The sequence below is a fragment of the Pseudomonas paraversuta genome (assembly GCF_904063065.1).
GTDB lineage: Bacteria > Pseudomonadota > Gammaproteobacteria > Pseudomonadales > Pseudomonadaceae > Aquipseudomonas > Aquipseudomonas paraversuta.
On record NZ_CAJFCL010000002.1, the window covers coordinates 576473 to 595813 of the forward strand.

18 protein-coding genes and 1 pseudogene are annotated in these 19341 nt (G+C 57.8%); 18 read left to right on the forward strand and 1 reads right to left on the reverse strand.

Translation table 11 applies throughout. The features are described 5' to 3' along the window. Window positions 1–115: 115 nt before the first annotated feature. From JQ845_RS05745 to JQ845_RS05830, 18 genes are all read left to right on the forward strand, one after another. Window positions 116–1114: a DNA-binding protein gene (locus JQ845_RS05745; RefSeq protein WP_203008727.1), complete on the forward strand. Its 999-nt coding sequence runs from the start codon at window positions 116–118 to the stop codon at window positions 1112–1114. Between the two features lie 231 nt (window positions 1115–1345). Then, window positions 1346–2188, forward strand: a complete 843-nt coding sequence (efeU, locus tag JQ845_RS05750) for an iron uptake transporter permease EfeU (RefSeq protein ID WP_203008728.1) — start codon at window positions 1346–1348, stop codon at window positions 2186–2188. A gap of 8 nt (window positions 2189–2196) precedes the next feature. Continuing rightward, the gene (efeO, locus tag JQ845_RS05755; RefSeq protein WP_203008729.1) at window positions 2197–3381 is read left to right on the forward strand and encodes an iron uptake system protein EfeO; all 1185 of its coding nucleotides are present in this window, start codon (window positions 2197–2199) and stop codon (window positions 3379–3381) included. 26 nt (window positions 3382–3407) lie between these two features. Next, the gene (gene efeB, locus JQ845_RS05760; RefSeq protein WP_203008730.1) at window positions 3408–4727 is read left to right on the forward strand and encodes an iron uptake transporter deferrochelatase/peroxidase subunit; all 1320 of its coding nucleotides are present in this window, start codon (window positions 3408–3410) and stop codon (window positions 4725–4727) included. A 32-nt stretch (window positions 4728–4759) separates the two neighbouring features. Continuing rightward, a complete protein-coding gene (gene efeO, locus JQ845_RS05765) occupies window positions 4760–5584 on the forward strand; it encodes an iron uptake system protein EfeO (protein ID WP_203008731.1) in 825 nt (274 codons plus the stop codon). Between the two features lie 460 nt (window positions 5585–6044). Next, complete coding sequence (gene arnC, locus JQ845_RS05770) at window positions 6045–7058, forward strand: undecaprenyl-phosphate 4-deoxy-4-formamido-L-arabinose transferase (protein ID WP_003445413.1); 1014 nt, start codon at window positions 6045–6047, stop codon at window positions 7056–7058. Beyond that, window positions 7055–9046, forward strand: coding sequence for a bifunctional UDP-4-amino-4-deoxy-L-arabinose formyltransferase/UDP-glucuronic acid oxidase ArnA (gene arnA, locus JQ845_RS05775; RefSeq protein ID WP_203008732.1), 1992 nt, complete (start codon window positions 7055–7057; stop codon window positions 9044–9046). The genes arnC and arnA overlap by 4 nt, the downstream gene beginning before the upstream one ends. Further along, window positions 9046–9930: a 4-deoxy-4-formamido-L-arabinose-phosphoundecaprenol deformylase gene (gene arnD, locus JQ845_RS05780; RefSeq protein ID WP_003445409.1), complete on the forward strand. Its 885-nt coding sequence runs from the start codon at window positions 9046–9048 to the stop codon at window positions 9928–9930. The genes arnA and arnD overlap by 1 nt, the downstream gene beginning before the upstream one ends. Further along, the gene (gene arnT, locus JQ845_RS05785) at window positions 9927–11576 is read left to right on the forward strand and encodes a lipid IV(A) 4-amino-4-deoxy-L-arabinosyltransferase (RefSeq protein ID WP_203008733.1); all 1650 of its coding nucleotides are present in this window, start codon (window positions 9927–9929) and stop codon (window positions 11574–11576) included. Before arnD ends, arnT begins: the two co-directional genes overlap by 4 nt. Continuing rightward, window positions 11573–11917, forward strand: a complete 345-nt coding sequence (gene arnE / locus JQ845_RS05790; RefSeq protein WP_003445404.1) for a 4-amino-4-deoxy-L-arabinose-phosphoundecaprenol flippase subunit ArnE — start codon at window positions 11573–11575, stop codon at window positions 11915–11917. Before arnT ends, arnE begins: the two co-directional genes overlap by 4 nt. Next, window positions 11914–12321, forward strand: a complete 408-nt coding sequence (gene arnF, locus JQ845_RS05795) for a 4-amino-4-deoxy-L-arabinose-phosphoundecaprenol flippase subunit ArnF (protein WP_003445402.1) — start codon at window positions 11914–11916, stop codon at window positions 12319–12321. The genes arnE and arnF overlap by 4 nt, the downstream gene beginning before the upstream one ends. Beyond that, complete coding sequence (locus JQ845_RS05800; RefSeq protein ID WP_003445400.1) at window positions 12318–13682, forward strand: UDP-glucose dehydrogenase family protein; 1365 nt, start codon at window positions 12318–12320, stop codon at window positions 13680–13682. Before arnF ends, JQ845_RS05800 begins: the two co-directional genes overlap by 4 nt. Window positions 13683–13757: 75 nt before the next feature. Next, the gene (locus tag JQ845_RS05805) at window positions 13758–15365 is read left to right on the forward strand and encodes an ArnT family glycosyltransferase (RefSeq protein ID WP_203008734.1); all 1608 of its coding nucleotides are present in this window, start codon (window positions 13758–13760) and stop codon (window positions 15363–15365) included. A gap of 144 nt (window positions 15366–15509) precedes the next feature. Further along, window positions 15510–16073 carry a nicotinamide riboside transporter PnuC gene (gene pnuC / locus JQ845_RS05810; protein ID WP_003445396.1) on the forward strand — a complete coding sequence of 188 codons (564 nt, stop codon included), beginning with the start codon at window positions 15510–15512 and terminating at the stop codon, window positions 16071–16073. Beyond that, entirely contained in the window at window positions 16070–16594 is a 525-nt protein-coding gene (locus JQ845_RS05815; RefSeq protein WP_010656538.1) for an AAA family ATPase, read from the forward strand. The genes pnuC and JQ845_RS05815 overlap by 4 nt, the downstream gene beginning before the upstream one ends. Before the next feature lie 123 nt (window positions 16595–16717). Continuing rightward, on the forward strand, window positions 16718–17185 hold the full coding sequence (locus JQ845_RS05820; RefSeq protein ID WP_127195426.1) for a tail fiber domain-containing protein: 468 nt from the start codon (window positions 16718–16720) through the stop codon (window positions 17183–17185). Window positions 17186–17779: 594 nt separating this feature from the next. Next, window positions 17780–18220, forward strand: coding sequence for a hypothetical protein (locus JQ845_RS05825; protein WP_203008735.1), 441 nt, complete (start codon window positions 17780–17782; stop codon window positions 18218–18220). A gap of 4 nt (window positions 18221–18224) precedes the next feature. Then, window positions 18225–18788, forward strand: coding sequence for an adhesin (locus JQ845_RS05830; RefSeq protein WP_203008736.1), 564 nt, complete (start codon window positions 18225–18227; stop codon window positions 18786–18788). Here the strand turns inward: JQ845_RS05830 and JQ845_RS05835 are convergent. After that, window positions 18739–19122: pseudogene (locus JQ845_RS05835) on the reverse strand (VpsR-related response regulator); the annotation flags it as partial. The gene JQ845_RS05830 and the pseudogene JQ845_RS05835 sit on opposite strands and share 50 nt — an antisense overlap. Window positions 19123–19341 lie beyond the last annotated feature (219 nt).

The following is a 19341-nucleotide window of genomic DNA, read 5'->3' on the forward strand; positions in this document are numbered from 1 at the left end:
GGGATAATACCAGTATATCCCGCCTCTTGAATCTTAAATAAAGACAAAATTTAATCGATAATATAGTATGTAATTACATGATACATACCACAGTACATAATCGTAGGAGAAGACCATGGCCCGTGGCGGCGTAAACAAGGCGGTGGTGCAAATTGCACGCACGGCAATCCTGGCCCGTGGCGAACACCCGAGCATTGATGCAGTACGTATCGAGATGGGAAATACCGGGTCGAAAACCACTATCCACCGCTATCTGAAAGAGCTCGAGGAGATCGACTCACGCCGGGGCGCGCCACAGGAACAGCTCGGAGACGAACTGGCGGAGCTGGTCGCCCGCCTCGCCCAGCGCCTGCAAGAGCAAGCCCAGGAGCCGATCGATCGGGCCCGGGCACACTACGAACAGCTCCAAGCAACGCTGCAAGAGCAGCTCGACCAGGCACAACAGACGCAAACCCGGCTCCAGCAGCAACTTGAGATCCAGGGCAATGCACTGAGCCAGGAAACGGCAAATCTTGAGTCCACACGCTCCATGCTGCAGACCGAGCAAACCCGCAACGCTGCGCTGAATCAGGCTTGCAGCGACTTTGAGCTGCGCCTCAAAGACCGCGACGAGCAAATTCGCTCGCTGGAAGACAAACACCTGCATGCCCGCGAAGCACTTGAGCATTACCGCAGCGCCGTCAAAGAGCAGCGCGAGCAGGATCAGCGCCGCCACGAAGGACAGGTTCAGCAGATTCAGATGGAACTGCGCCAGGCACAACAAAGTGCACTGGTACGCCAGGATGAGATCACCCAGCTGCATCGCGACAACGAGCGCGTATTGAGCGAAAGCCGCGCACTGGGCAAGGAACTGAATCAGTCCAACGACCAGCAACACAAATTGAGCAACCTCAATGGCCAGCTCAGCAGCCAGTTAACTCAGCTGGAAAACCAGCGCACCCTGCTCCAGGAACGCTTGCGGGTTGCACTTGAGGACAGCGAAGGCTTGCAACAAGCGCAAAGCAAGGCGCAGGAAGCCAGCACGGCATTGACCCTGCGGGCACTAAAAGCCGAAGCAGCACTTGAAAGCCTGAAAGCGCAGAAAGACGACACACCCGAACAAACAGCCGACTAGAAACCCGTACTCGCTGACGAGGGACGAAGCTGCGATAAGGTGCGAAGGACCGTGCACGACGCCCGAGAGCCGTGCACAAGGCCTTCTCGGCCTTGGGCCTCGCCAGCGATTACCCGGGTCAAGTCTTTGTTCAGCTAGCGTTCAGCAAATGCAATCGATTCCTGTTTGTAAATGAGTATCAAAATGTTACAAATTGCCACCCTGGCCAATTCGTGACGCGGTACTCATCCCATGCTGGTTCCATTTCTGATCATGCTGCGCGAAGGAATCGAGGCCGCTCTTATAGTCGGCATCATTGCCAGTTACCTCAAACAAACGGGGCGCGGACAGTGGATGCCCGCCGCGTGGACCGGAGTCTTCCTTGCTGTCGCTCTGTCCCTGCTGGTGGGCGGCGGCCTGGAGCTGATGAGTGCAGAGTTCCCGCAGAAACAGCAGGAGCTCTTCGAAGGCATTGTCGGTCTGATCGCCGTCGGCATTCTCAGTTCGATGGTGTTCTGGATGCGCAAAGTGGCGCGCTCCATCAAGCACTCTCTTCACACCTCCCTGGATCACGCCCTCGCGGGGTCAAAACATCAAGTCACGGCACTGATTGCCATGGTGTTCTTTGCGGTTGCCCGCGAAGGACTCGAAACCGTGTTCTTTCTGCTCGCCGTGTTTCAGCAGAGCGAAGGCTCCGCAGCACCGCTGGGCGCCCTGCTCGGTCTGGTCCTCGCCATTTTCGTCGGTTTCGCCATTTATAGCGGCAGCATGCGCTTGAATCTGGGCCTGTTCTTCCGCTGGACCGGACTGTTCATTCTGCTGGTTGCCGCAGGCATTCTGGCCAACTCGGTACAGGCCCTGCACGAAGCCGGCTTGTGGAACCACCTGCAAGGCGTGGTGTTTGATATCAGCGCCGCACTGCCAATGGATGGACCGGCGGGTTCTGTGCTGGCCGGCATGTTCGGGTATCAGGATGCGCCCACAGTGAGCGTGCTTGGCGCCTATGTGATTTACCTGCTGCTGACGCTGGCGATGTTCTTTCGCCCTGCCGCCAGCCCCAAAAACGCCCCCGTTTCTTCAGTGACAAACCCATAAGGTCCTGCATGCCTACCCCTGCAAGCGTTACACCCCCTCGCGCCATGCGCTGGGCGGTGGCCGGCTCGGTGATCGTGATGATCGCGGCCGGCGCTTTGTTCTATTACGCCTCGCAGCTGGCTGCGGCCAAACGCAAGGCTCACAGCTCTGAAATCACCGTGACCATTCACCCCCACAGTTGCGAGCCCGACTCGCTGTCGGTACCCGCAGGCGTCAATAGCTTTCGCATAGTCAACGCCTCCGAGCGGGCTGTGGAGTGGGAAATTCTGGATGGCGTACTGGTGGTCGAGGAGCGTGAAAACATCGCTCCCGGCCTTAGTCAGGTGATCAATGCCACACTGGCACCCGGGGATTACGCCATCACCTGCGGCTTGCTCAGCAACCCGCGCGGCACCTTGCACGTCACGCCTACTGCCCAATCCCAAGCCAGCGCCAAAGCGCGACCGTCCCTGGTGGCATTTATCGGTCCGCTGTCTGAGTTCCGGGTCTATCTGAACAGCCAGGGCAACGCTTTGATCACGGCGGTGGATGCCTTGTCGCAAGCCATTGCCACGGGCGACCTCGCACAGGCCCGGGCGCTTTACCTGCCCGCCCGCGAGGCTTATCAGCGACTGGCCCCGGCAGCGCAACGCCTGGCCGAACTGGACAACGCCATCAACGCCCGCGCGGACTACTTCGAAAAACGTGAACAGGACCCCGGCTTCGGCGGCTTCCACCGCATCGAGTACGGGCTGTTTTCCCAGAGCAGCACCCAGGGCCTGGGTGTCTTTGCCCAGCAACTGCATGCCAATGCGGTGTTGCTCAAGCAGCAGTTGCTGGCCCAGTCACTGCCTCCCGGGCAATTAGTCAGCATTGTCGCCCGGACCCTGCATAACCTGGCCGATACCCGCGCCGGTAGCGGCGAAGAAGAGCGTTACAGTCATATCGACCTCAGTGGTTTTGCCGCCAACCTGCAGACCACACGCAAGGTCGTTGATCTGTTGCGTCCTTTACTGGCCAAGAACAATGCCGAGCTCCTGCAGCGTATCGATACTGCCAGTACCGCGCTCGAGGCTGAGCTCAACAGCTTCAAAACACCCCAGGGTTACATCACTTACGACACCGTGAGCGACCTGCGGCGTCAAGCTATCAGTAACAAGGCCAAGGCTCTGGCCGATGCACTCGATGGAATCGATCCCGCCCTTGGCCTTTGAGGCCTGTAATTGCAGACGAGATGCACATGAGCGACTCAGAAAACAGTCTTGATCCATTCAATCTGCAGCGCCGTCGTGTGCTGCTGGGCATGGGAGTCGCCGGGGCGGCACTGGCAGGCGGCGCTTTGAGCTGCCCGGCCATGGCCGCCAGTGGCGGGCAAAACGTTCAGGTGACCCAGGCCCCGAGCAGCGATAAAACCCGGGACCGGCATGATTATTACGATCAGCATCAAAACGGTATTCTCACCCCGCGCCCCGCAGCGGGCATGCTGGTGGCTTTTGATGTGCTGGCCAGCGACCGGCAAGACCTGGAACGCCTGTTTCGCACCCTCAATCAACGCATTGCGTTCCTGGTCAAGGGCGGCCCGGCCCCTCATGCCGACCCAAGGCTGCCGCCTCCTGACTCAGGGATTCTCGGCCCGCAGGTGACACCGGACAACCTGACGGTGACGGTCTCGGTGGGGGCGTCGCTGTTCGATGAGCGCTTTGGCCTGGCGACCGCCAAGCCCAAGCGCTTGAGCCGCATGCAAGGTTTCCCCAACGATGCGCTCGAGCCTGCACAGTGCCATGGCGATCTAAGCCTGCAGTTTTGCGCCCACACTGCGGACACCAATATTCACGCCCTGCGCGACATTGTGAAAAACCTGCCGGATTTGTTGCTGGTGCGCTGGAAGCAGGAAGGTACAGTGCCGCCACAAGCGCCGACCAAGCCCGGCGAGCCGGCGCAAAGCGCGCGCAACTTTCTGGGCTTTCGCGATGGCTCGGCCAACCCGGACTCCACCGACAACAGCCTGATGAACAGCATTGTCTGGGTCGGGCCCGAAACTGACGAACCGCACTGGGCGGTCAACGGCAGTTACCAGGCGGTACGCATCATCCGCAACTTCGTGGAGCGCTGGGACCGCACACCGCTGCAAGAGCAGCAAAGTATTTTCGGTCGCAACAAAGCCAGTGGCGCCCCCATGGATGGCGCCCATGAAACCGATGTCCCGGACTACAGCAACGATCCCGATGGCAAAGTGACCAGGCTTGATGCACACATCCGCCTGGCCAACCCGCGCACGGCACAAACCCGCAACAGCCTGATACTGCGTCGACCGTTCAACTACTCCAACGGGGTTAACAAAAACGGCCAGCTGGACATGGGACTGCTGTTCATCTGCTACCAGAGCGATCTGGAACAAGGCTTTATCGCGGTGCAAACCAGACTCAATGGCGAACCCCTGGAGGAATACCTCAAGCCGGTCGGCGGCGGTTACTTCTTCACGCTGCCCGGGGTGCGCGACGAGCAGGATTTCATTGGGCGTTCCTTGCTCAATGCCGCCGCACCTGTTGCCAACGCCTGACCCAATCATCTGAACCCAACCGGAAAAGCCCCATGAAGAAGACGCCATTCGCACTGCTCATCACACTTGGCTTGCTCCATACCCCGCTCTCGGCCCTGGCAGCGACTGCACCGCTGGACCTGGTGGGCCCGGTCTCGGACTACAAGATTTACGTCACCGAGCAGCTGGATCTACTGGCCGACAATACGCAGCAATTTACCGATGCGGTAAAAAAGGGTGATTTGGCCGCAGCCAAAAAGCTCTACGCTCCGACTCGCGTCCATTACGAGTCCATTGAGCCTATTGCCGAACTGTTCAGCGACCTGGACGCGTCGATCGACTCCCGGGTCGACGATCATGAACAAGGGGTAAAAGCCCCGGACTTCACCGGTTTTCACCGCATCGAATACAGCCTGTTTTCCGAGAACAGCACCCAGGGCCTGAATGAACTGGCAGACGGGCTGAGCAAAGACGTCCAGGATCTGCAAAAGCGTGTCGCCGGGCTGACGTTCCCGCCTGAGAAAGTTGTCGGTGGCGCCGCTTCGCTGATGGAAGAAGTGGCTGCTACCAAGATTTCCGGCGAAGAAGACCGCTACAGCCACACCGATCTGTACGACTTCCAGGGGAACGTTGACGGCGCGAAAAAAATCTTCGACCTGTTTCGCAGCCAGATCCAGCAGAGCGACCAGGCGTTTGCAGCCAAGGTGGACAAGAACTTCGCCACTGTTGACAGGATTCTGGCCAAATACCGTACCCAGGACGGCGGCTTTGAAACCTATGACAAGATCAAGGACAACGACCGCAAGGCGTTGATTGGCCCCGTCAACACCCTGGCCGAAGACTTGTCGACCTTGCGTGGCAAGCTCGGCCTGAACTAATAGCCTGTTTGAATGCGCCAACCGATGTGACTCGCATCACATGCCCGCAGGTTGGCGCATTAATTACTGAATATTTATATGTGCCCTATCCCGACCTGCATCACTGTTTTATTAGCGCAACAAGCGCTAAAAGATAATGCGTTACTGAAAAGCCTCTAAACGCTGGATGTTTGGACGCGAGAAATGCTTTCCTGAATAACAGCTGTCTAGCCCTTAAAAGCATGGGACCTTGATCGAACTTTCATAGGTTTTTCACAACTCTGCGTTTAACGTATGCTCATTCCTGCGACGGAAGTACGCAAAAGTCTGCAACAAAATCATGCAGATATCGTAGTCCGATGACTTTACCTTTAGACGTAATAGTCTTTACTCCACGTGCACGCGAGCCTTGGCCTGCGCGCAAGTAGATCGACTTTTACCGAGTCGTCTTGTGCCATTGAAACTGACTGGAACGAATAATTTGAAACCCTACCCTATCCAGTGCGTGTCGATCGTCATACCGGTCTACAACGAAGAGCAGAGTCTTCCTGAGCTATTGCGCCGTACTGAAGCAGCCTGTGCACAGTTGACGCAGGCCTATGAAATCGTTCTGGTCGATGACGGCAGCCGGGATCAATCGGCGCAAATCCTCGAGGACGCGGCTGCACGCGAAGGCAGCCCGGTAGTTGCGGTAATTCTCAATCGTAACTATGGGCAACATGCTGCGATCATGGCGGGCTTCGAGCATTCCAAAGGCGATGTTGTCATCACTCTGGACGCCGACCTGCAAAATCCGCCGGAAGAAATCCCGCGCCTGGTCGCCCAGGCAGCCCTGGGCTACGACGTGGTCGGCACAGTGCGCAACAATCGGCAGGACTCCGCCTGGCGCCGCTGGCCGTCACGGCTGATCAACCTGGCCGTGCAACGCTCGACAGGTGTTGCCATGAGCGATTACGGCTGCATGCTGCGCTGCTATCGCCGCTCCATCGTTGAGGCCATGCTCGCCTGTCGCGAACGCAGTACGTTTATCCCGATTCTCGCCAACAGTTTTGCCCGGCACACCACTGAAGTGCTGGTCGAACATGCCGAGCGCGAACACGGTGATTCCAAGTACAGCCCCATGCGCCTGATCAACCTGATGTTCGACCTGATCACCTGCATGACCACCACACCTTTGCGTCTGCTGAGCATCATCGGTTTCAGCATGGCGGTACTGGGCGTGCTCTTCGCCATTGCATTGATCATGCTGCGCCTGATCTTCGGCGCCTCGTGGGCCGGACACGGCACCTTCGTACTGTTTGCGGTGCTGTTCGTGTTTACCGGCGGCCAATTTATCGGCATGGGGCTACTGGGCGAATACCTGGGCCGCATGTACAGCGATGTGCGGGCCCGGCCACGGTTTTTCATTGAAAAAATCGTTCGCGCCGAACCTGCAACTTCTACCGTTTCAACTTGCACCCCGACTTCTTCAACTTCGACACAGGTTCAATCATGAGTTTGAAAGCCGTTGTTTTCGCCTATCACGATATTGGCTGCACAGGCATTGAAGCCTTGCTCAATGCAGGCTACGAAATTGCTGCTGTGTTTACCCATGCCGATGACCCGAAAGAAAATAACTTTTATGGTTCGGTCGCCCAGCTGTGTGCCCGCAAAGGCATTCCGGTACATGCACCGGAAGACGCCAACCATCCGCTGTGGATCGAACGTATCCGCAAGCTGAACGCCGACTACATTTTCTCGTTTTACTACCGCAACCTGTTGGGCGAAGAGTTGCTGACCAGCGTCAGCCAGGGTGCTTTCAACCTGCACGGCTCGTTGCTCCCGCGCTACCGCGGCCGCGCTCCGGCGAACTGGGTACTGGTCAAGGGCGAAACCGAAACCGGCGTGACCCTGCACCGTATGGTCAAACGAGCCGACGCAGGCGACATTCTGGCGCAACAACGGATCAGCATCGAACGCACCGACACCGCACTGACCCTGCACGGCAAATTGCGCGAAACCGCTGCCCAGTTGCTGGCCGAAGCCCTGCCGCTGCTGCCCCAGGGCAAGCTCAAGGAAACCCCGCAAGACGAATCCAAAGCCACCTACTTTGGTCGTCGCACGCCAGCTGATGGCCTGCTGCAGTGGGCACGCCCTGCAGAAGAGCTGTTCAATCTGGTTCGGGCTGTTACTCAACCTTATCCGGGGGCCTTCTGTGCAGTGGGCGAGCACAAACTGATCGTCTGGGGCGCCGAAGTGGTTGCCGGTAACCAGGGCCACGCACCGGGCCAGGTCATCAGTTGCGATCCGCTACGCATCGCATGTGGTCAGGACTCGCTGGTAGTGACTGCCGGTCAGCGCAATGAAAACGGCCTGTACCTGAGCGGCCCGCAACTGGCCCGGGAACTGGGTCTGGTAGAAGGTTCGCGTCTGCGCGGTAGCGAGTCGGGTCGCAAGGCCCGCCGTACCCGCGTCCTGATCCTGGGGGTTAACGGCTTTATCGGTAACCACCTGTCCGAGCGCCTGCTGCAGGACGACCAGTACGAAGTTTACGGTCTGGATATCGGTTCTGACGCCATTGAGCGTCTGCGCAGCCACCCGAACTTCCACTTTGTGGAAGGTGATATCAGCATCCACACCGAGTGGATCGAGTACCACATCAAAAAATGCGACGTGGTTCTGCCGCTGGTGGCCATCGCCACGCCAATCGAATACACCCGCAACCCGTTGCGTGTATTCGAACTGGACTTCGAGGAAAACCTCAAGCTGGTGCGCTACTGCGTCAAATACAACAAGCGTGTGATCTTCCCGTCCACGTCCGAAGTGTATGGCATGTGCCAGGACAAGAACTTCGACGAAGACACGTCCAACCTGATTGTTGGCCCGATCAACAAACAGCGCTGGATCTACTCGGTCTCCAAGCAACTGCTGGACCGCGTGATCTGGGCCTACGGCCAGAAAGGCCTGAAGTTCACCCTGTTCCGTCCATTTAACTGGATGGGCCCGCGTCTCGACCGTCTGGACTCGGCACGGGTTGGCAGCTCGCGCGCCATCACTCAGCTGATCCTGCACCTCGTGGAAGGCACCCCGATTCGTCTGGTAGACGGCGGCGAACAAAAACGCTGCTTCACCGACGTGGCCGATGGTATCGAAGCTCTGGCGCGCATCATCGACAACAAAGGCGGCAAGTGCGACGGCCAGATCATCAACATTGGCAACCCGGAAAACGAAGCCAGTATCCGTGAACTGGGTGAAGAGTTGCTGCGTCAGTTCGAAGCGCATCCGCTGCGTGACAACTTCCCGCCATTTGCCGGTTTCCGCGATGTTGAGAGCCAGTCGTTCTACGGCACCGGCTATCAGGACGTGAGCCACCGCAAGCCAAGCGTCGAGAACGCCCGTCGCCTGATCGACTGGACCCCGACGACCGAACTCAGCGAAACCATTGGCAAGACCCTGGATTTCTTCCTGCGTGAAGCCATGGTTGAAATCGCGGAAAAACGCTAATGCAAGCTGGACTGCGCATAGATGTCGATACCTACCGTGGAACCCGAGAAGGGGTTCCGCGGTTGCTTGAACTGCTCGATGAAGCCCAGATCAAGGCCACGTTTTTTTTCAGCGTGGGGCCTGACAATATGGGCCGCCATTTATGGCGGCTGATCAAGCCCCAGTTTTTCTGGAAGATGATGCGTTCCAAGGCCGCCAGCCTCTATGGCTGGGATATTTTGCTGGCCGGCACTGCCTGGCCAGGAAAGCCCATCGGCAAGGATCTGGGGCATTTAATGCGCCAGACCCTGGCTGCGGGCCATGAGGTCGGCTTGCATGCCTGGGATCACCATGGCTGGCAAGCCAACACCGGGCGCTGGAGCGAGGCGCAACTGATCGAGCAGATCCGGCGCGGCGTCGACACCTTGAGCGACATTACCGGCCAGGCGGTCGAATGTTCGGCCGCCGCCGGCTGGCGTGCAGACGAGCGCGTAGTCCAGGCCAAGGAAACCTTTGGCTTTCGTTACAACAGTGATTGCCGCGGGCACAGTCTGTTTCGGCCAAGGTTGGCCGACGGCAGCCTGGGCGCGCCGCAAATCCCTGTGGATCTACCCACTTTCGATGAAGTGGTCGGGCCAGAGCTGAGTGCCGCCGACTTCAATTCATACATTCTTGATCGCTTCAGCCCACAAAAGCTGAATGCGTACACTATCCACGCTGAAGTAGAAGGGATTCTGATGGCTAACGACTTCCGTCAATTACTGGCGCAGGCCCGTACCCGTGACATTCATTTCCAGCCCTTGCGGGATTTGCTGCCCGCCGATCCCGACAGTATTGCAGCCGGACAATTGAGCCGGGGCGTACTGGACGGGCGTGAAGGCTGGCTGGGAGTGCAGAAACCATGACTCAGCGCTGGACGATACCGCTTCTGGTTCTGGCTTTTATCGCGTTTTATCTGTTGCCGCTGGGCACCCACGGTTTGTGGATCCCGGACGAAACACGCTACGCGCAAATCGGCCAGCAAATTCTGGTCGACGGCAACTGGATCACCCCGCACTTCATGGACTTGCGTTACTTCGAGAAGCCGATTGCCGGCTACTGGATGATCGCCATAGGCCAGGCCATTTTTGGCGAAAACCTGTTCGGCGTGCGCATAGCCTCCGCCGTTGCCACCGGCCTCAGTGTGTTCCTGGCCTATGTCGTGGCCCGCCGTTTGTGGAATGACCCGCGCAAGAGCTTTGCCTGCGCCCTGGTCTACATGACATTCGGCCTGATCGCCGGCCAGGCGGGTTACTCGAACCTCGACTCGCAGTTCACTCTGTGGGTTAACTTGAGTCTGGTCGCGTTGTGGTTTGCGGTTGACAGCAGCACCCGGCGCGATCGCCTGATCAGTTGGGCTGTACTGGGTTTTGCCTGTGGCATGGGCTTTATGACCAAAGGCTTTCTGGCCCTGCTGTTGCCGGTGTTGATTGCCCTGCCCTACATGATCTGGCAAAAGCGCTTTGTCGAGCTGGTCAAATACGGTCTGGTGGCCATGCTGGTTGCCGCCCTTGTATCGCTGCCCTGGGTCCTCGCCGTTCACGCCCAGGAGCCTGACTACTGGCGCTTCTTCTTTTGGCACGAGCATATTCGCCGTTTTGCCGGTGACGATGCCCAGCACGGGCGCCCGTGGTGGTTCTATCTGCCGCTGCTGGTGGTTTCCAGCCTGCCCTGGGCAGCCCTGTTGCCCGTTACGTTCAAGGATGCCTGGCAGAACAAGCGCCATGCCAGCGTAGTTTTCGTGTCGCTATGGTTTCTGCTGCCGCTGGCCTTGTTCAGTCTGAGCAAAGGCAAGTTACCGACCTACATCATGCCCTGCATGTTGCCGCTGGCTCTGTTGCTTGGCCACGGGATGATCCAGCGGGTAGAACAGGCCAAAACCGGTGCCTTGCGCTTTAACGGCCTGGTCAACTTGCTGGTGGGCAGTGCGGGACTGGCGGCCCTGATCTACTTCCAGATCAAGAAACCGTTCTATGACAACGAGCCGCAACACATGGCGTTGCTGGTCGGCGTGCTGCTGACGTGGATCGTCACCGGCCTGCTGACACTTTCCCGGCCGCTGAAGATGTGGGCGGCGCCTGCCCTGGCTATGGGGGTTCTGGTGCTTGCGTTACCAGCCAGCATGCCCAGCAGCGTTGTGCACAACAAAATGCCCGATCAGTTCATTCTTGAGCATGTCCAGGAGCTGTCCCAGGCCAAAACCTTGCTCAGCAACGATCTGGGTGCAGCCTCTGCCTTGTCCTGGCGCCTGCGCCGCCCCGATGTGACGCTGTACAACACCCAGGGTGAAGTCAAATACGGCCTGACCTATGACGATGCCAAAGGCAAAAGCATTGCGTTGGCCGACATTGGCCCGTGGATGACTGAAGCGCGACGCCAGGGTCCGGTGGGCGTGGTAATGCGGGTCAAGGACAGCGATGAAAGCCATGAAATGGACATGCTGCCTGAAGATGGCCAGCGTTATGACGACGGCAACATGGTGATTCTGATCTTCCCGCAGAGCGCCCAATGACATTTGCACTTCTGTTGCTGGCCTGCCTGCTGACCTGCGCAGGCCAGATTGCCCAAAAATACGCAGTCGAAAGCTGGCGCGGCCCCGAGTCCGGGGTTGCGCAAAAGCTGCAATCGCCCTGGCTGTGGCTGGCACTGCTGTGCCTGGGCTTCGGTTTGCTGGTATGGCTGCTGGTACTGCAACGGCTTGAAGTCGGGGTTGCCTACCCGATGCTCAGCCTGAATTTTGTGCTGATCACCCTGGTAGCCCGCTATCTGTTCAAAGAACACATCGATCGGCGTCACTGGATAGGTGTAGGGCTGGTAATTGCCGGTGTGGTCCTGTTAGGACAGCACACATGAGCCTGCGCCGTGGATTTGTCTTTGCCTCGGCCAGCGTATTGCTGGTCAGCACGGCCCAGTTGGGCATGCGCTGGAGCATGACCCGCCTGCCGGAACCTGCTCAATGGCTGAGCGCGATCAGTCAGGGGGAGGTATCAGTGCCGGCGCTGGGTGTGGTTTTTGCGGCCATCATGGCCTACGCGCTATCGATGCTCTGCTGGCTGCTGGCCTTGCGGGACTTGCCCCTGGGCCGCGCCTATTCGCTGCTAAGCATCAGTTACGCCCTGGTGTACCTGCTGGCCGCCAGCCTGCCGGTGTTCCATGAAAGCTTCACCCTTTCGAAAACCCTTGGTGTGACCTTGGTCATTCTGGGGGTACTAACGATCAACTCTCGACGTACCCCAAGTTCCAGGAACTGCGCATGAAAATCAGTGTATTTGGTAGTGGTTATGTAGGCCTGGTGCAGGCGACGGTATTGGCGGAAGTCGGCCACGATGTGATCTGCATGGACATCGACCAGAAGAAGGTCGAACTGCTGCAACAAGGTCATGTCAGTATTTTTGAACCGGGACTCTCCAGCCTCGTGCGGGATAACCTTGAAAGCAAGCGCCTGCGATTTACCAGCGATGAGAAACTCGCGGTTGAGCACGGCCAGGTGCTGTTTATCGCCGTGGGCACCCCGCCCAGCGAAGACGGTTCGGCAGACCTGGGCGCAGTATTCTCGGTCGGAGACGCAGTCGCCCGCCATCGCGTTGAACCGTTGATCCTGGTAGAAAAATCCACCGTTCCAGTAGGCACCGGCGACGCCCTGACGATCCATATCAATAAAGCGCTGAGCCAGACCGGGCGCTCGTTGCAATTCGACGTCGTGTCCAACCCCGAATTCCTCAAGGAAGGCTCGGCAGTGACGGACTGCCGCCGTCCGGATCGCATCATCATCGGCTGCGCCCGAGAAGAAGTGCGCGAAGTGATGCGCGACCTTTACGCCCCGTTCAACCGCAACCATGACCGTATTATTTTCATGGACCTGCGCAGCGCCGAGCTGACCAAATACGCCGCCAACTGCATGCTCGCCACCAAGATCAGCTTTATCAACCAGATTGCCGAACTGGCAGAGCACCTGGGGGCCGACATTGAAGCAGTGCGCCTGGGCATCGGTGCCGATACCCGCATCGGCTACCACTTTATTTACCCTGGCTGCGGCTATGGCGGCTCGTGTTTCCCCAAAGACATGCGCGCGCTGATCCACAGTGCCCAGCAAGTCAATTGCTCCAGCGACCTGCTGCAGGCGGTTGAAGCCATCAACGAACGCCAGAAGCACAAGCTGTTCGATCGCATCAACGGGTTCTTCAAAGGTGATCTGAAAGGTAAAACCTTCGCCCTGTGGGGCCTGGCGTTCAAACCCAATACCGACGACATGCGCGATGCACCGAGCCGCGTATTGATGCAGGCACTGTGGGATGCCGGCGCCGACGTTCGCGCATTCGACCCTGAAGCCATGCAGGAAACCCAGCGTTTGTACGGTGACGAACCGCGCCTGAGCCTGATGGGGACTCCGGAATCGACCCTCAACGGAGCCGACGCACTGATCGTGTGTACCGAGTGGCAACAATTCAAGGCGCCGGACTTTGATCTGATCAAGGCCCGCCTCAAAACCCCGGTGATCTTCGACGGACGCAACCTGTATGACGGCGAGCGTCTGGCGCGTGCAGGGTTGCAGTACTACCCGATGGGGCGTGGCGAGTCCTGCAACTTGCCAGTGTCCCAAGGTTCAACGACCGTTTGATGAAATGACAGCGCCGCCATTGGCAACAATGGCGGCGCTTTTTTTTTGTACTGTTTTGAGGCAGGGAAACTCGAGATGCAGGCCAATTATTCTTCCAGCAGTTTACGTGCACTGCACCGTCAGTCATTGATTTTAGGCGCACTGGCACTGGTGCTGTTCATCTTGGGTGAACCGCAACTGGCGGCGATCGGTTTTGATTCGCGCTTTGTAATGTTTGCCAAGGAAATGCTGCGTCACGGCCCGGGCTTTTTCCCGACCACCTACGGCCAGCCATATGCTGACTACAGCGCCACTTCGACTCTGTTCACCTGGTTATTGTCCTTGCCGTCTGGACAGGTGACCAGCCTCACCGCATGGCTGCCCACAGCCATTGCCGGTGCGCTGATTGTTACTTTGATGTATCGCCTGGTCGCACCGCAGTCCAGGTCCTGGGCGCTGGTCAGTGTGGCGCTGTTGCTGCTGAGCATGACCTTTGTCACCGAAACCCGTGCCGTCTCCCTGGATCAAATGCTTGCAGCCGTCAGCCTGGCAGCGTTTTATCTGGCCTATGCACACGACCATTTTTCTGCACCGCGCCGGCATCACTGGCTACTACTTTTGCTGGTACTGGGGTTTGCCATACGCGGCCCGATTGGCCTGGTCATTCCCACCGGCATGCTCTGCAGTTACTACCTGCTCAGCGGTCAATGGCGCCGGCTGATCAGCGTTGGCCTGCAAGCGCTGGTTCTGCTGGCTGCGTGCATAGGTACCCTGTTGTTGCTGGCCTGGATCAGCGGCGGTGAGGCCTTCGTCCATGAAGTGATCCGCATGCAAGTGACTGGCCGCATGGACGGTACGGAAGGTGCGAGCAGCACCCTGTATTACTTCACCAGTTCCATGGGCAACTACGCGCTGGCGTACCCGCTGGCAATGCTGGTACTGGTGGCGACCCTGATCGTCGGGCGCAAGCAATCGGGCCCGGGGCTGCAGCTGGTCAAATACTGCGTGGGCGCCGGCTTGATCGTAATGATCGGGCTGTCGATCCCGCAGGCGAAAAAAGCCCGTTACTTGCTGCCCATGTTGCCGATGGCGGCGATCATTGCGGCGTATCCGTTTCAAGGTTTGCAGGGGCGGGTCTATGCCGGGCTGCGCGGTTTGATTCAGGGGCTTTTCCTGCTATTGCCCGCGTTGTTGATGGTGGGCCTGAGCATTGTGCGCAAACGCTTTGACGACCAGCTGCCTTCATTGACTGCGATCTTTATGGTGCTGGGCGTGCTGCAAGTGGCGGCGCTGGCCCTGCTGTTCAAGGCGCAATGGCGAACGGGCGGTTTGGCGGCATGCGCCGTTCTGGCGTTGTGGGCCTGCTTCATCATGGTGTTCGAACCGGTGGAGCGCGAACAGTATGACACCCGTAACTTTACCGAAAACGCCATGCGCATGATCGACCGCGAGCCTGCCCCGCTAGTACTGCACGGCATGGGCAAAGACGCCAAGGCCATCAAGTTCATGGTCAATGTCAATCGCGACCTGCTGCCGCTGTTCACCCGGGCCGACGCCGAGCTGGAGGCCCTGCCAGCCCCGGTATGGATCGTTATGGACCGCAAGGATTATCAGGGGCTGCAAGGCACAGCCTTGGGCAATGTAGTACCGGCGTTGAGTGGTCGCTTCGACAAGAATGACTACGTGTTGCTGCACATCCCTTGAACCTGTAGTCGCTGACGAGGCACCAAGGCTGCGATCGCTTTACGCAGCCTTCGGTCCTCATCAGCGACGATGTGAATCCTGCTAGAGCTGCCACCTGCCTGCAGGTACAATCCCCGCCCTTCTTCACTCATCCCGGAAATGCCAATGTCAGGGCTCGAACTGTTTGCCGCCGCGCTTGGCGTCATCGCCGTCTGGTTAACAGTCAAACAAAACCCCTGGTGCTGGCCCATCGGCCTGGTGATGGTGCTGCTGTATAGCTGGATATTCTTCGGCATGAAGCTGTACTCGGGCATGCTCCTGCAAGTCTTCTTTGCCCTGCTGCAAGTTTATGGCTGGTGGCAGTGGACCCGCGCCGGGACACAGCACGAGGGCCGTGTGGTTACCCGGTTAAGCCCTTTGCAAGTCCTCGCGGGCCTCAGCGCAGGTGCTGTTGGCAGTCTGGTTCTGGGCGCGGCAATGGCCCGCTGGACTGACTCCGGCGTCCCTTGGCAAGATGCAGCGCTGACCGCATTCAGCCTGGTCGCGCAATTGTGGATGGCACAAAAGCGCCTGCAATGCTGGGCCCTGTGGTTTGTCATCGACGTGCTCTACATCCTGTTCTTTGCCTGGCAAGAGCTGTACCTGACAGCAGGCCTGTATGCACTGTTCACGGTTATTGCCATTCAGGGCTGGCGTGACTGGCGCCGCGATCCGGCGCTGCGCACATGAAGGTGGTCGTACTGGCGGGGCCGGAGTCGAGTGGCAAAAGCTGGCTGGCGGCGCTCTTGCAGCAGCGATTTGGCGGCGTACTGGTGGGCGAATACGTTCGTTATTTTATCGAGCAAAACCCCCGGGACACCTGCCTGGCCGATATTCCGGCGATTGCTGCAGGTCAACTGCAATGGGAGGATCAAGCCCGTGCCCAACAGCCAGAACTGCTGATTCTGGACACCCATTTGTTGAGCAACATCCTGTGGAGCCAGACCCTGTTTGGCGACTGCCCGGCATGGCTTGAACCCGAACTTCTCAGCCGGCATTACGACCTGCACTTGCTGCTGTCACCCGACGATGTGGAATGGATACCCGACGGCCAGCGTTGCCAGCCATCTCTGGCTGAACGCCAAAGGTTTTTCGCTGCCAGCCTTCAGTGGCTGGAGCACCACCATCAACCCGTGCAGATCATCAGAGGTGACTGGCAGGCCCGTCAGCAACAAGCTTGTGCCGCGGTTGAACACTTGCTGGCGCAATAAGAATTTTTAGGAAAACTCTTAACAAATTCAGAGCATTCCTAGATCCAGCAACAACTGGAAGTTTTACCTTGAGGCCAGTCGTCAAACATTTGACGACGGGCTATCTCAACCTCAAGGAAAATAATGAAATCAATATTCTTTGTCTCGGGTGTCTTTGGCGCCATGTCCCTGGCCTTTGCGGCCAACGCCCTGGCTCAATCTGACAGCCGTCCTGCACCGTTGGCCAATAGCAGCCAATGCTCACCAAGCAACCCGACCGGCCCTGGCTGCCCTCCGTTTGGCGGCCCCGGCGACATTGGCGCCGAGTGCTGCCCGTTCAGCGATGAAAGCCTGAAAACCAAAGTCGTGCCGCTGACATCGGCTACCGAGAATCTGCTGAAGATTCAGGGCGTCACCTTCGAATGGAAAGATGGCGGGCGCAAGGACATCGGGGTTATCGCCCAGGAAGTGGCCAAGGTGTATCCACAGCTGACACGCACCAAGGATGGTTTGATGCAGGTCGACTACGACAAACTGGTGGCTCCACTGATCGAATCGATCCGCGAACTGAACCAGCGCATTGAAACCCTGGAAAAAGCCCAAGCCAAGTAAATAGCCGGGTGCATGACCGCTGCCTCCCCCCCTTCTGGTCGGTGGTCTGCACCCTGCATGGCTTACATATGTACGAAAGCTCATAAAAAGCCACCCTGTTTGTGAATCGAATTAAAGATACGCAGCAGACGATATTGGCTTGTTTGAACAGCGACTGATCGCCAGACTGGGTAGTGCTCAATTAATAAATCCTCCAAGCCAAGGCAACTTATTCAGCAATCTCCAGTCTGTTAATCAGGACACCGGGAGTTTGCAATGGGCACTGGAAAAGTTAGCGCTTCGAGCCGCCAATATGTCCATTCATGAAACACCGAGTTAGCCTGCAGGCCGATTATTAGCGGCGCCCTAAAATATCCTGAATAAATGTAACGTTTCTGAAACACCCCCTCTCGTATCAAGTGCAACGTAAATTCCTTGTTTCCCTCCGCAATAATAGCCTCGCGCTGTCTCATGTTTGAAACATCGACGCCATGCACGGATTCATCACGCTCTGTGAGCACTTGTTTTTAATCACTTAATTTAAAGTGGCACAACTACTGCTCTTCCCTTCGTAGCGCCGACCAGGGCCAGCTCCAATAAAGAAGGAACACAATCATGGGGAATATATATCGTGGCAAACACCGCCTGCTGACAGCGTGCAGCCTGACTGTTCTGTTCGGTATCTACAGCACTGCTCAAGCAGGTGGTAATGGCGTGATTGTACTTACCCGCGATGTTCAACCTTTTGCAGTCGGCAACCCGGCCATGCATCCGGACCCTAACCCCACGACTGTAAACGCGAACCCCGCATTGCGTATCACCAGTGCTTCCAGTGAGCTCAGTGATGGTGATTTCGCCAGTGTCAGCAGCGGTGCCTCAATTACCCACTCGATGATGCCCAACGGCAACGCTCTACCAGGTTTGAATACAGCCAATGGCCTGCCAGGTATGGCCAGCGGTCATGGTGGTGGCAGCGGCGGTTCGATCAGCAACACCATCAATCGAAGCATCGAGCAGGGCATGAGCCCGCTCACCGCTCTGAGTCAGGGGAAATAACATCATGAACATTCCCCTGCCCTTACTGGTTGCTGTGCTGCTTGCCAGTGCTCAGGTTCACGCAGCCTCCGATAACAACGCCGAAATCAACAATTCCGGCCTCAGCTACCGCGGCAACATTACGGTAAACCAGGCTGCGGGCGATCAACAGCAGCAGGTAAATAGCCGGGCAATTGCCATCGGCACCCAGGGCCTTGCCTCAACCCGGATCAGTCAGAAACTCAACACTGCGGCCGACCCTTCGCTCAATGCCAAGGCCGCGATACAGGGCAACTCATTCAGTAATGGCAGCGGTGTGCTGGGGGTCAACCAATCCTCCGGTGCCAACAATCAAATGATCAATGCAGTGCGTGCCCAGCCACAAGGCATCGATGACAGCGCTTTGTCACAGCAAAACGTGGCGCTGTTACCAGGCTCCGGAACCGTACTCCCCGTAAGTGGCAGCCGCCAGGTCGTTACCAGCGACCAGGCCTTCACCGGCAGCCGCGGGGTCGTGCAGTTAAACCAGAGTGCAGAGTGGTGGCGTGACCACGTAAACGGGCCATACCGAATGCACGGCCAAGGGTGACCTGGACCCGCGAAACATCGAAGGGAAGCGTATGGAAGTCAAAAAACCATTCGCAAACAAAATCGCCTGCGTTTTTCAGCTTCAATACGTCAGCACTGAGTACGGCGATCCACTCGGTACCGCTGCGACTGATCATGTCTTTGACGGCTTCGGGGTGCTCTAGATGAAATGGCTGGAGCCGGAACAATCCGACATCACATGAATGGCTGCTGACCGACTCAAGGCTACAGCTGTCCACTGCCCAACCAATGGTACGCAACCCCGGCAGCAGTGCGTGGCAATCGTCACAGGGATCTACAACTAAAAGGCGTCGCGGGGAGGACATCACAAGCATGACTGTTCCTTGACGCCAAAAAGCATAAATGGGATGAGAACAGGCAGGGTTTTAAGGTAGGTGTAACGTATGACAAAACTGTGCCCGCCACTTGGATCAATTCCCTATAACCCTCATCGCCAAATACGCACTTGAGCACAAAGGCGTGCGGGGCCATCGAAAAGCGGCGGCAGAGGTTTTCAGGGGGTTAAAAATTGATCTGCATCAGGCTTTTAAAAA

Bases quoted from the DNA above. Each gene is read 5' to 3' on its own strand.
- JQ845_RS05745 (WP_203008727.1), top strand. From the start codon at position 116: ATGGCCCGTGGCGGCGTAAACAAGGCGGTGGTGCAAATTGCACGCACG.
- efeU (WP_203008728.1), top strand. From the start codon at position 1,346: ATGCTGGTTCCATTTCTGATCATGCTGCGCGAAGGAATCGAGGCCGCT.
- efeO (WP_203008729.1), top strand. From the start codon at position 2,197: ATGCCTACCCCTGCAAGCGTTACACCCCCTCGCGCCATGCGCTGGGCG.
- efeB (WP_203008730.1), top strand. From the start codon at position 3,408: ATGAGCGACTCAGAAAACAGTCTTGATCCATTCAATCTGCAGCGCCGT.
- efeO (WP_203008731.1), top strand. From the start codon at position 4,760: ATGAAGAAGACGCCATTCGCACTGCTCATCACACTTGGCTTGCTCCAT.
- arnA (WP_203008732.1), top strand. From the start codon at position 7,055: ATGAGTTTGAAAGCCGTTGTTTTCGCCTATCACGATATTGGCTGCACA.
- arnD (WP_003445409.1), top strand. From the start codon at position 9,046: ATGCAAGCTGGACTGCGCATAGATGTCGATACCTACCGTGGAACCCGA.
- arnT (WP_203008733.1), top strand. From the start codon at position 9,927: ATGACTCAGCGCTGGACGATACCGCTTCTGGTTCTGGCTTTTATCGCG.
- arnE (WP_003445404.1), top strand. From the start codon at position 11,573: ATGACATTTGCACTTCTGTTGCTGGCCTGCCTGCTGACCTGCGCAGGC.
- arnF (WP_003445402.1), top strand. From the start codon at position 11,914: ATGAGCCTGCGCCGTGGATTTGTCTTTGCCTCGGCCAGCGTATTGCTG.
- JQ845_RS05800 (WP_003445400.1), top strand. From the start codon at position 12,318: ATGAAAATCAGTGTATTTGGTAGTGGTTATGTAGGCCTGGTGCAGGCG.
- JQ845_RS05805 (WP_203008734.1), top strand. From the start codon at position 13,758: ATGCAGGCCAATTATTCTTCCAGCAGTTTACGTGCACTGCACCGTCAG.
- pnuC (WP_003445396.1), top strand. From the start codon at position 15,510: ATGTCAGGGCTCGAACTGTTTGCCGCCGCGCTTGGCGTCATCGCCGTC.
- JQ845_RS05815 (WP_010656538.1), top strand. From the start codon at position 16,070: ATGAAGGTGGTCGTACTGGCGGGGCCGGAGTCGAGTGGCAAAAGCTGG.
- JQ845_RS05820 (WP_127195426.1), top strand. From the start codon at position 16,718: ATGAAATCAATATTCTTTGTCTCGGGTGTCTTTGGCGCCATGTCCCTG.
- JQ845_RS05825 (WP_203008735.1), top strand. From the start codon at position 17,780: ATGGGGAATATATATCGTGGCAAACACCGCCTGCTGACAGCGTGCAGC.
- JQ845_RS05830 (WP_203008736.1), top strand. From the start codon at position 18,225: ATGAACATTCCCCTGCCCTTACTGGTTGCTGTGCTGCTTGCCAGTGCT.